We start from the raw sequence: 11,822 nt of genomic DNA, 5'->3' as shown, positions 1-11,822 counted from the left end.
CGGATGAAACACGGATGGAACACGGATAAGAAAAGAAAGAGAAAATCAACGGATGACGTAGATTGACGCAGGTGATCGATTCGATTATTTGATAGAATTTATCAAATTTCCAATCCTTGTCAATTTGCGTCATTTGTTGATGAATTCTCTGATCCCCTGATTGATCCGTGTTCCATCCGTGGCTAAAAACTCTCCGTCTTCGATCCGTGGCGGAGGCTAGCCCGATGTTGGGTTGTTGATCAAAATTGATCGCTGCCGACGACCTCGCCCCCCGCGCGGGTGGAGAGGGCCCACCACATCGGGATCGCGACGGTGTCCTTGACGAACTGGACGTGGCCGTCGGCGAAGAAGGCATTCACGCCGCCGGGGTGGAAGCTCCGGGCGCTGAAGAGGCCGTTGGTGTCCCCCGCGCAGTCGGCTCGTTTGCTGTTCGGCGTCCAGTAATGATTGATCGTGGACCCGCCGGACATGCTGCCGTGGAACCATCGGCTCCCCCGCTGGCCGCTGTAGTCGGGGATGGCGTCGCAGGCGGCCTCGGTGAACGTGGAGGTGTAGCCGCCGCCTCCTTTGAAGAGGTCGTTGTTGCTGAACGGAGTGGGCGACGCCCCGTCGATGCCGCTCCCCTTGATCGACTCGCCGAACGCGACGGTGTTCGACAGGCCGTCGGTCACTTCGGCGAACCGCACCTGCGACCCGTCGAACATCACACCGTTGCCGCTCCCCTTGGCCATCGTCCCCGAGCCGGAGATCGCGAAGTAATTCGTCGGCCCCATCGCGGCGGCGACCCGGTTCGTCCTCGGGTCGCTCGGGCAGAGGAAGGTGGCGATGATGTAGGAGATCGCGGTGGTGTTGGCCATGTCGAACTTGTTCCGGGAGTTCGGGGCCGTCGAGTGGTCGAAGTTGATGGCGTTGTAGAGCGGCGCCCCCTCGACCTGTGGCAGAAGTTGGGCGAGTGCCGACCAGTAGTGGGGCGAGTTCGTCCGGGCCGACGGGAATCGCTGGTGGATGCCTTCGTAATTGTGGAGGGCCAGGCCGACTTGCTTCAGGTTGTTCGTGCACTGCATCCGCCGAGCTGCCTCGCGGGCCGACTGGACCGCGGGGAGCAGGAGGGCGATCAGGACGGCGATGATCGCGATCACGACCAGGAGCTCGATCAGGGTGAAGCCAACACGTCGACGCATGAATCATTCCCTTCGGTTGAATCAGACTTGATTCGTACCGGTCGACGATCGCCCGGGCGAGAGTCCCGGGGAAGGACCGAGGAGGGTTGGGGGGTACCCGCCGATTCCCGCATTCCTTGATTTCGTCGTTTCCCAAGTGGTCGAGACGATCGATGCCCCGATCGTCCCTCGAGAGGGCTGACAACGCCCTCACCTCCGCCAAACGGGAGCCACTCGACGCAACTTGCCCCCGCGTCGACGAGGAATCGTCGTCGCCACCCCCGGTCATCGGGAGCGTTGGGCCATCGCGCCTCCCAACTGCTTAAGCAAACGATGTTCCACCGCCTGGGTTGTGTCGTAAGTGCAAAATCAATAACGTGATACGTCGGTCCGGGATGGGCGGTCGACAGGAGGGTGGCGGAAAAATGGCCGGGCCTTGGTGCTTTTTTGGTCGGCGTGGATTTGCGACGAGTTGGCGTTCCGGGGTTCCGGTCGGAGCCTCGAGCGGGTGAGATGGAGGCGACGGCTGGTCCGGGGCCGCGCCGACGTCCCGTCTCTCTCGAACCCGAAAGGGATGACCTTGTCGACGGATGAACCTATCGACGCGCCTTTGAAAATCGACCCGAAGGTGGCGCGTCGGATGATCTTCGGGATGCTGGGGCTCGTCGGGATCGGGGTGTTGGTCTACAACCTTGCGAAGCCGGAGGCCGTGCCTCCGCCGGCGGCGATCGCGAACGATCCGCTGCTGGTTCGGGGGCGGGAGATCTACCTGGCGCGCTGCGCGAGCTGCCACGGGCCCTCGGGGCACGGCGACGGCCCCCTTGCCAAGGACTTGCCCGGCCCTCGCGTGCGGGATTTCACCGACAAACAGTGGCGGCACGGGGAACGGCCCGAGCAGGTCCTCGAGGTCGTGACCAAAGGGGTTCCGAATACGGCGATGTCCGCCTGGGGAGGGACGTACGACGACCCCGACCTTCGCGCCGTGTCGGCCTACGTCTTCTCGCTCGCCGGACGCGTGGTCCCGACGGCCCTCAGGACGCCCTAGAGCGGTTCACGCACGCGTTGCGCACGTCGGAGGAAAACGGGGACTGGCTCCCGGCCGGGGCAGGCTGGGCCCCTCACGGATCAACTCCGAGGCCGGGTGCCTGTCCCCATTTTCCGGGCCGTCGCCGTCCTCTACGGCGGAAACGGTGACAGGCACCGGCGCTTCGCTGCGGAGCCAGTCCCCGTTTCCGCCTCCGCTCATAGGTCAAGCGACAGGTCGTGCCCTGTGCCAGCCGCACGTTAGCCGCTATAAGCGAGGCGGAATTCACCTCGAGATCGTTGCAAGCGGCCGGATTCGGGAGAATCGTCGCTATCGTTAACATCGGAAAAACAATCACGGTTCCTCTTGACCCGGGTCGATGTATAATCGGACTCGTCGCAACGGGTCTCCTTCGTAAACCCTGGGGCCGTTCATGTTGGCCTGTCCACCGATCTGTGCCCTGACGCTGGTCATCGCCGCCTTCATGGGTCGGGGCGGGATGGCCGCGGAGCCCGTCCCTTCGCCGCAGTCGGCGAGCGGGGCGATCGGTGCCAAGACGGTGGCCGCGGCGCGGTCGGAGGTGTTGTCGGTTTCGGTCGTGGCGAGGCGGATGCCGAGGGGGCTCCCTCGGCTGTTCCTCCCACGAGCGGCTTCGGCAGGCCGGATGACCGCGGCGAGGGCCGGAGAGCCCCGGCTCGAGTGGTTGAAACTTCCGTTGGGTTCCCTCCGCGCGTTGACGATTCCGGACGATGAGCTCGACGCTCCCGACGATCCCGAGGACGGCGATCCCGACCGTCCGGGCGAAGCGATCGGTGCCGCGCGCGTTCGTTCCGTCGCGCCGATAGCGTGGATCGTGGCTTCGGAGATCGAGTTCGGCCTCGCCCTGACAGGGGCGATCCACCACGGTCCCAGCCTTACCCCCCGGGGCTCGTTCCGCATCGAGAGTCTGTGTCGGTTCCTTTGTTGATCGATCGCGTCGGGGCTCGTTCCCTCCGGCGTTGAGCACCCCCCACCGGGGCGCCGCGCCGACGGTTTTCGACAGGCCTTCGACGGTGGTCGAACCGCCCGCGTCCTCGTGCCGGACGCGGTCGGGTCTGTTGTGCCGAAGCGAGCGAGACGCGGCCCCACCCCCCCCTCCGGGTCGTTACTTTCAGACTACATCCGATGTTCGTGTTCGCCGCGTGCGGCGCGTCCTTAGGGTCCGGCCGGTTCCGGAGGCCCGAGGCCGTCCGTATTGATCCGGCCCGCCTTCACGGGCCGGGCCGGTGCGCTCGCCGAATCGGTGCCTTGATCGAGGAGACTGGCGGATGATTCACGCCATCATCGTTTGGTGTCTCCACAATCGCCTGATCGTCCTCTTGGGCGCGATCGCCCTCGTCGGGGTCGGGACGTATTCGTCGATGAACCTCAACATTGAGGCGTATCCCGACCCGACCCCGCCGCTGGTCGAGGTCATCACGCAAAGCCCGGGCGCGAGCCCCGAGGAGATGGAGCGGCTGATTGGCATCCCGGTCGAGACCGCGCTCAACGGCATGCCGGGGCTGGAATACCTCCGCAGCACCTCGATCGCCGGCCTGAACGACGTGAAGTGCCAGTTCGCGTACGGGACCGACTACAGCACCGCCCGGCAGGAGGTCCTGAACCGGCTCGCCACCGTCGACCTTCCCGGTGGCGTCAAACCCGGGCTCTCTCCCTGGAGTCCGACCGGCGAGATCGTCCGGTACGTCCTCGAGGGGCCCGGCTACACGACGAACCAGCTCAAGGCCGTCCAGGACTGGGTCATCAACCGCGCCCTCAAGCAGGTCCCCGGCGTCATCGACGTCGTCGGCTACGGCGGCACGGTCAAGCAGTACCTGGTCCTGCTCGACACCCGGTTACTCAAGCAGTACGGCCTCTCGATGCAGGACGTGGAAGACGCCATCGCCCACTCGAACGCGAATGTGGGGGGCGACATCCTGACGCTCGGCACCCAGTCGCACAACGTCCGGGCCGTCGGCCTGCTCGGCGGCGGCAAGGACCCGCTCGACCCGTCCAACGTGTCGCAGGCGGCGTCGATCGAGATCGAGAAGCTCGACGACATCCGCGACGTCGTCGTCACCACCGCCCCCGACGGCACTCCGATCTACGTCCGGCAGGTCGCCCAGGTCGTGGTCGGCAACCGGCCCAGGCTCGGGATCGTCGGCCGGGGGGACGAGGACGACGTGATCGAGGGCATCGTCATGATGCGCAAGGGGGAGAAGTCGCTCCCCACGGCCAACGCGGTCGCCGAGAAGATGAAGGAGATCGAACGCGAGGGGATCCTGCCCAAGGGCATGCGGGTCAAGGTCTTCAACCAGCGCACCGACCTCGTCCACGTCACGACCCACAACGTCTTGCACAACCTGCTCGTCGGCGTCGGGCTGGTGATCGCGGTCCTGTTCATCTTCCTGGGCGACATCACGAGTGCCGGGATCGTCGCGCTGGTGATCCCGCTCGCGCTCTTGTTCGCGATCTCGATCCTGTTCGCGCAAGGGAAGTCGGCGAACTTGCTTTCGATCGGGGCGGTCGACTTCGGGATCATCGTCGACAGCTCGGTCATCATCGTCGAGACGATCTACCGGCACATCACCGAGCACGGGGCGGACCGCACGAGGCCGCTGATCGACCGCATCGCCGAGGCTTCGCACGGGGTCGAGCGGCCGATCCTGTTCTCGACGATGATCATCGTCTGCGCCTTCCTGCCGCTCTTCACCATGACCGGCCCCGCGGGGGCGCTCTTCGGGCCGATGGCGGCGACGTATGCGTTCTCGATCCTGGGTGCCCTGCTCGTCTCGGTCACGCTCGCGCCGGTGCTCTGCTCGTTCCTCTTCCACCGCAAGACGGAGGAGAAGGAGACGATCGTCGACCGGATCATGAAGTTCCTCTACAAGAAGACCCTGCGAGGGGCGCTCGGGAGTCGATACGTCGCGCTGATGGTGATGGGGGGGCTCTTCCTGCTGACGGCCTCGCTGGTGCCGAACCTCGGGGCCGAGTTCATGCCGGAGCTCGAAGAGGGTAACCTCTGGGTCCGTGCCCTGATGCCGAGGACCGTGTCCCGAGAGGAGGCGGCCCGGCTGGCCCCCCGGCTCCGCAAGCTGATCGCCTCGGTCCCGGAGGTGCGCGGGGTGATGTCGCAGGTGGGCCGTCCCGATGACGGGACCGACGTCACGAGCTTCTTCAACCTCGAGTTCAACGTGCCGCTCCGGCCGATGGAGGAGTGGCGCGAGGGGATGACGCGGCTGAAGATCGAGGAGGAGCTCACGAAGAAGTTCGAGGACTTCCCCGGCATCAGCTTCAGCTTCTCCCAGCTCATCCGCGACAACATCGACGAGGCCCTCTCGGGCATCAAGGGGGCGAACTCGGTCAAGCTGTTCGGCGGCGAGCTCGACAAGCTCGAGGAGGTCGGCCAGCGGGTCGTCAACACGCTCAAGACGGTTCCCGGCATCGAGAACGTCGGGCTCTTCCACATCGTCGGCCAGCCCAACCTGGAGATCCGGATCGACCGCCGCGCCTGCGCCCGGTACGGCGTGAACGTCGAGGACGTCGAGAGCGTGATCCAGGTCGCGATCGGCGGCCGGGCCTTTTCGGAGATGGTCGAGGGGGAGAAGCGATACGACATCGTCCTGCGGCTCCCCGCCGACCTCCGCAACGACCCCGAGGACATCGAACGGATCCCGATCGACGTCCCCGGCCACGGGGGGAAGTCCAAGGGGCGGATCCCGCTCTCGCACCTCGCGACCGTCGAGCCGCACAAGTCGGGGGCCTCTTATATTTATCGCGAGAACAATCGGAGATATATCCCGATCAAGTTCAGCGTGAAGGGCCGCGACCTGGCCTCGGCCATCGACGAGGCGAGGCACAAGGTCGAGGACCCGAAGGCGGGGGCGAAGCTCCCGGACGGCTACCGCGTCGAGTGGTCGGGCGAGTTCGCCCAGATGCAGGAGGCGAACAAGCGGCTGATGATCACCGTGCCGCTCTCGGTGGTGCTGATCATGGTGCTGCTCTACACGATGTTCAACTCGATGAAGGACGCCTTGCTTGTCATGGCGGGCGTGGTGACGGCGATGATGGGGGGCATCTGGGCGCTCCACCTGACCGAGACGGCATTCAGCATCTCGGCGGCGGTCGGGTTCATCTCGATCTTCGGGGTGGTGGTGCAGAACGGGGTCCTCCTCGTCAACGACTTCAACCGCATGCGGGCCGAGGGGGTGCCCGTGCGAGAGACCGTCGAGGTGGGCTCGGAGACCCTGCTCCGGCCGGTCGTGATGATCTCGCTGACGGCGATCCTCGGGCTCTTGCCCGCGGCGCTGGCGGACTCGGTCGGCTCGCAGGCGCAGAAACCCCTGGCGATCGTCGTCGTGGGGGGGATGCTCGCGGCGATGCTCCTGCCGCAGTTCCTGATCCCGATCCTTTATACGTACTTCCCCGCCCGCGGCCCCCGCACCGACGTCGAACAGTGAGGACTCCATGACCATGTCGCGATCGGAAGCCGCCACGGCCACCAGGCCGGAACACGCCGAAAGCCACTCCACGGCCAACGGACGTCCCCAGGGGCGGCCGAAGCGGAGGTTGCTTTCCGTGTTGGTCAAACTGGTCTTCACCCTCGCCCTGGTCGCCGGCGCGTCGTACGCCGCGTGGAAGTACCCGGATCAGGTCCAGGAGGTGCTGCGGGTGGTCTCGGGGTCCAAGGCCGCCCGGCCCATCCCGCCGACCATCCACAGCCCGGAGGGGCCCCGGCCCCCTTGGGACGGGCTGATCACCCTCACCACGAAGGCCGAATCGTCGATGGGCGTCCAGGCCGTCGAGGTCAAGGCCCAGACCGACCCGATCCGCCTCGAGCTCCTCGGCAGGACCGAGTACATCACCGACACGCTGACCAAGGTCCGCCCCATGTTCAAGGGGCGTGTCGACAAGGTCCACGCCACCGTCGGCCAGACCGTGAAGAAGCGCGACGTCCTCATCGACCTCTACAGCACCGACCTCGCCGAGGCCAAGAGCGCCTACGACATCGAGCGGATCCAGTGGATCTACGACAAGAAGCTCCTCGAAGCCCGCGAGGCCCTGGTCGGCACCAAGGCGATCTCCCAGCAGCTCTTCGAGGAGACCCGGAACAACGAGATGAAGAGTCGGCGCGAATACGAGGTCGCGCGCGACAAGCTCCACGTCTTCGGCCTCAGCGACGAGGACGTCGAGCGGGTCACGGAAGAGTCGGGGGCCCAGAAGGCCCGGATGACCATCCGCTCCCCGTCCGACGGCTTCGTGATCGAGCGCGACGTGGTCCCCGGCAACCTCTACGACGAGAACGATACCCTGCTCGTCATCGCTCCGCTGGACAAGCTCTGGGTCTGGGGCAACGTATTCGAGAGCGACCTCGATTTGGTCGTGCTCGGCCAGTCCTGGGAGATCCGCTTCCCGTTCCTCGAGAAGACGCTCCAGGGGAAGGTGGAGTACATCTCCAACCGCGTCGACCCCGACACCCACGCCGTGCGCGTGCGGACCTCGATCCCCAATCCCCAGAATCGGCTCAAGTCCGACATGCTCGTCCGGGGCATGCTCGAGATCCCCCCCGCGCCCGGCCAGACGGTGATCCCCAGGACCGCGTTGGTCGTCGAGGAGGGACGTTATTACGCCTTCGTCCGGACGAGCCATGAACCCGACCGGTTCGAACGTCGGGAAGTCGGGGTTGCGCAAGAGAAGGACGACCATGCGGTCATCACCCACGGGGTCAAGGCGGGAGAAGCCGTCGTCTCGGTGGGTGCGCTCATCCTCGCCCAGATTTATGACGATTTGAGAACTTCGCAGACCGGCGGTCCCGTCTCCCCCGAAGGGCCGGGCGTGGACTGACGGGCGGTCGACGAAATCATATTTCTTCGAATACAAGCCCGAAGCGCAAGCGAGTGAATGTCCCTCAAGTTTTGTAGGGTGGGCACTGCCCACCATAGATGACGGAAGGGTCGGTGGGCGATGCCCACCCAACGGGACCTTCCCGACGACCTACGATCGACGAGCCATCTCGACCAGGAGGGTCGGGGGCGGGTGTGAGCGTTGGGAAGAGGATAAGGGGTGACCAAGGATGGGAGTTCGCACGAAACCGGCCCGAGGGCGAGGCGCCCCGTGGTCGATCCCGGCGCTCTGGCTTGCCATCGCCCTGGTCGATGCCGGCGCCTATGCGCAAGGCCCTTCCGTCGACGTCTCGCCGCCCCCTGGCGTCTCCGAAGGACGGGGACGACTGGGGCCCCACCTCGGCTCGGCGGGGATCTCGGGCGCGGACGCGGGGCCGGGCGCCGAGGAAAACCAACCGCTCAGCGGACGGCTCGGGCCGTCGGGGAGCCGGGCGCCGGTCGGGGGCCTGAACCCGACCGTCCGGCCGAACGGCGAGCCCCCGGCACGGTTCCGCCCGCAGGTCCTCGAGCCGGCCTCGGTCCCCCGCTATGGTGAGCTCGAGATCCCGAGTGCCTCGGACTCGCCGCCGACTCCCGGCGGCATGACTCTCGACATGGCGATCGACCAACTGATCCGCCAGAACCTCAAGCTCATCGCCCTGCGCCACGAGATCCCGCTCGCCGAGGCCGACCTCCTGACGGCCAGTCTCCGCGCGAACCCGATCTTCTACGCCGACACCCAACTCCAGCCCTACGGACACTACACCCGGAGCAACGCCGGCGGCCCTGCGCAGTACGACGTCAACATCACCTACCCGCTCGACGTGACGCGCAAGCGGAAGGCCCGGACCCTGGTGGCCGAGAAGGCCAAGCGCGTGACCGAGGCCCAACTCCAGGACGCCGTCCGACTCCAGGTCGACAACCTCTACACCGCCTATGTCGACGTCGCCGCCGCCGAAGAGACTTTGCGCTACAGCAAGAAGTACCTCGAAGGCATCGCCCGGCTGCTCGACCTGAACCGCGACCTCCTGAAGCGAGGCCAGGTCACCGAGGCGACCACCGACGCGATCCGTTCTCAGGTCGAGCAGGCCCGGCTCCAGGTCCGGGCGTCGACCCAGGCCCTCGGGCGGACGACTCGGGTCCTCGCCCAGCAGCTCAACATCCCCCGCGCCGACGCCGCGTCGCTCCGCGTGCAGGGCACCTTGCGCGACGCCAGGGAACTCCCCCGACAGGCCGATGACCTGATCCGCACCGCGCTCGAGTCCCGGCCCGACCTGATCGCCATGCGGCTCGGTGTCCAGCGGGCCGACGCCGACGTCCGGCTGGCGCACGCCAATCGATTCTCGGATGTTTATATCCTGGCCCAGCCCTACACATTCCAGGACAATCGCCCCTACGGCCTCAAAAGCCCGACCTCGTGGGCCCTCGGCGTGACCGTTCCGCTGCCGGTCTACAACCGGAACCAGGGCAATATCCATCGCAGCCACATCAACGCATCTCAGACCCGCGTCGAGCTCGCCGACGCCGAGCGCGAGGTCGCCGACGAGGTCGACGAGGCGGTCCGCGAGTTCCAACTCAGCCACGAGGCGATGCTCGACCTCGAGCGCGAGATCATCCCCGCGTCCCGACGGGTGCGCGACTCCGCCTTCCGGCGGTTCCAGGGGGGAGAGACCAGCGCCATCGAGTATCTCGAGGCGCAGAAGGATTACAACGAGGTGGTCCGCCAGTACCGCGATTCGTTGGTGCGACACCGGCGGAGCATGCTCGACCTGAACACGGCCGTCGGGGTCCGTGTCCTGCCTTGATGAGGACGCGCGAAAGGAGTTCTCTACGGATGGAGATCGGAAACGATCGCAAAGCCGCCCGGAGGCCCGGGCCTCGGGTCGAGCGGCTCGAGTCGCGCGACCTCCCGACCGCGCCCACCCTCCTCGCCGGCTCGACCGGGGCGAGCATCGTCGCATCGCTCGCGCCTTCGACGCAGCAGGCCGCGGACGTCGCCCAGGTCCCCACGCGCCACGAACAGTTGCGCGAGGCGTTCTCCGCCAGGTTCGCGGGCTCTTATGTGACCGGCCGAGGCCGGTTCACCGACGAGGCTTCGCAGACCTTCCTCAAGGGAGGGGGCAACTCCAACGCCTTCCTCCACGGCGATCTCCAGATGGCCTTCTACACCCCCAAGGACCCGGCCAACCCGACCCCAGGGACCGCCGCGTTGATCGTCAAGAACGTCTCGAACAGCGGCAACCTCCTCGTCCTCGACCTCCAGAGCGACGGCCACTCCGTCGACCGCGCCGGCCGCCCGACGCGGTTCACCTGGACGGTCGACGGCTCCAGCGGCGGCACCTTCAGCGGCGCCACCGGCCAGGGGACGGTCCAGATCTCCTACCGCCCCGGCGGCAAGCTCCCCGGCGGCTCGACCGGTGCCGGCTCCTTCGGCGCGACCTTCCGGGGCTCGATCATGACGACCAGCATCACGAACGTCCTCAGGACGTGAGTCCCTCTCTCGAAACCCGGTGCTTTCTTCAACACCGGGTTTCTGTGGGATAAGGTGTTGCTGTTCCGAGAGGGTGCTCGGTTTCGACGTCGTTAGAAACCCGGTCTTGAAGAAAAGACCGGGTTTCGGGGCCGTTCAACCCAGGACGATCGCGTCGGCCTCGATCTCGACGAGGGCGGCGTCGTCGATCAAGCGGGCGACTTCGACCATGGTCGTGGCGGGGCGGATCGAGCCGAAGACCTCGCCGTGGGCCTCGCCGACTTCCTGCCATCGGGCGATGTCGGAGACATAAATGCGGGTCCGGACGACGTCCGCCATCGTGCCGCCGAGCGCCTCGATGGCGGCCCTGAGGATCGTCAGGGCCCTCTGCGCCTGGGCCTTCATCGAAGGGGCGAACGTGCCGTCGGGCTCGATGCCCACCGTCCCCGTGACGAAGATCGCGTTGCCGGCCCGGACCGCCCGCGAGTAGCCGATGACGGGCTCCCACGACGACCCGGTCGAGGCATACTGGCGGCCTTCGCGCTCGGTCACGGTCACTTTCACCGAATTCGGCATGATTCTCACCCCGGTCGTTCGAAGAGGTCCAGTTCCGTCGGACGATTGACGGGCCTCGAGGCGCCGAGAAGAGTTCCTCGCATTCAAGAACTCCTGCGCTTGGCCCGGCCCAGATTATCCCCTCGGGGGTGGATTCCGCAACCGACCTGTCCTGCGGGCGACGCCCGAGTCCGTCGTCGGGTTGCCCGCCTCGCGTGTGAGGGGTTACCATGTCGGCATTCGGGTCGGAGCCCGCGCCGAGACATCCTCCGCCGCGGCCCGCCCTCCTCTCCACGTCGCGACGGAAAGGGACGGCCATGGCCGACTTCAACACGCTGATCAAGGACATCAAGGTCGGGACCGGTCCCGAGGCCAAGGCGGGCGACATCGTCACGGTCCACTACACGGGCACGCTGACCAACGGCTCCAAGTTCGACAGCTCGCGCGACCGCAACGACCCGTTCCAGTTCACCCTCGGCCAAGGGCGCGTCATCCGAGGCTGGGACGTCGGCGTCGCCGGTATGCAGGTCGGCGGCCGACGCACCCTGACCATCCCCCCAGAAGAAGGCTACGGCTCCCGAGGCGCCGGCGGCGCCATCCCGCCGAACGCCACGCTGGTGTTCGACGTCGAGATGCTCAAGATCGTTTGAACGTTTGCCCCGAAACCCGGTTGGCTCAAGGGGCAAAATCGGTGCTGGACGTGGCGGATCAAG

At 66.4% G+C, this 11,822-nt stretch carries 9 protein-coding genes; 7 read left to right on the top strand and 2 right to left on the bottom strand.

The window, feature by feature from the left end; translation table 11 throughout:
- Positions 1-239: 239 nt before the first annotated feature.
- On the bottom strand, positions 240-1,181 hold the full coding sequence (locus ACYOEI_RS38120) for a DUF1559 family PulG-like putative transporter (protein ID WP_462855720.1): 942 nt from the start codon (positions 1,179-1,181) through the stop codon (positions 240-242).
- A gap of 487 nt (positions 1,182-1,668) precedes the next feature.
- Here ACYOEI_RS38120 and ACYOEI_RS38115 point away from each other — a divergent pair, with 487 nt between their 5' ends.
- From ACYOEI_RS38115 to ACYOEI_RS38090, 6 genes are all read left to right on the top strand, one after another.
- A complete protein-coding gene (locus ACYOEI_RS38115) occupies positions 1,669-2,205 on the top strand; it encodes a c-type cytochrome (RefSeq protein ID WP_462855719.1) in 537 nt (178 codons plus the stop codon).
- A gap of 412 nt (positions 2,206-2,617) precedes the next feature.
- Positions 2,618-3,151 (top strand): hypothetical protein, encoded by a 534-nt coding sequence (locus tag ACYOEI_RS38110; protein ID WP_462855718.1) that lies wholly within the window; start codon positions 2,618-2,620, stop codon positions 3,149-3,151.
- Between the two features lie 340 nt (positions 3,152-3,491).
- Positions 3,492-6,662: an efflux RND transporter permease subunit gene (locus ACYOEI_RS38105; protein WP_462855717.1), complete on the top strand. Its 3,171-nt coding sequence runs from the start codon at positions 3,492-3,494 to the stop codon at positions 6,660-6,662.
- 13 nt (positions 6,663-6,675) lie between these two features.
- Positions 6,676-8,046, top strand: a complete 1,371-nt coding sequence (locus ACYOEI_RS38100) for an efflux RND transporter periplasmic adaptor subunit (protein WP_462855715.1) — start codon at positions 6,676-6,678, stop codon at positions 8,044-8,046.
- Positions 8,047-8,275: 229 nt separating this feature from the next.
- Entirely contained in the window at positions 8,276-9,889 is a 1,614-nt protein-coding gene (locus ACYOEI_RS38095; protein WP_462855714.1) for a TolC family protein, read from the top strand.
- A 29-nt stretch (positions 9,890-9,918) separates the two neighbouring features.
- Positions 9,919-10,575, top strand: a complete 657-nt coding sequence (locus ACYOEI_RS38090; protein WP_462855713.1) for a hypothetical protein — start codon at positions 9,919-9,921, stop codon at positions 10,573-10,575.
- Between the two features lie 135 nt (positions 10,576-10,710).
- On the opposite strand, the gene ACYOEI_RS38085 is transcribed toward ACYOEI_RS38090, so the two are convergent.
- Entirely contained in the window at positions 10,711-11,130 is a 420-nt protein-coding gene (locus tag ACYOEI_RS38085; protein ID WP_462855712.1) for a RidA family protein, read from the bottom strand.
- 296 nt (positions 11,131-11,426) lie between these two features.
- On the opposite strand from ACYOEI_RS38085, the gene ACYOEI_RS38080 reads away from it, so the two are divergent.
- Positions 11,427-11,759, top strand: a complete 333-nt coding sequence (locus ACYOEI_RS38080; protein WP_462855711.1) for an FKBP-type peptidyl-prolyl cis-trans isomerase — start codon at positions 11,427-11,429, stop codon at positions 11,757-11,759.
- Positions 11,760-11,822: the final 63 nt, after the last annotated feature.

The organism is Singulisphaera rosea, from assembly GCF_054877945.1.
Note: the sequence above shows the minus strand (reverse complement) of the source record. Positions and strands in the feature narration are given on the sequence as shown.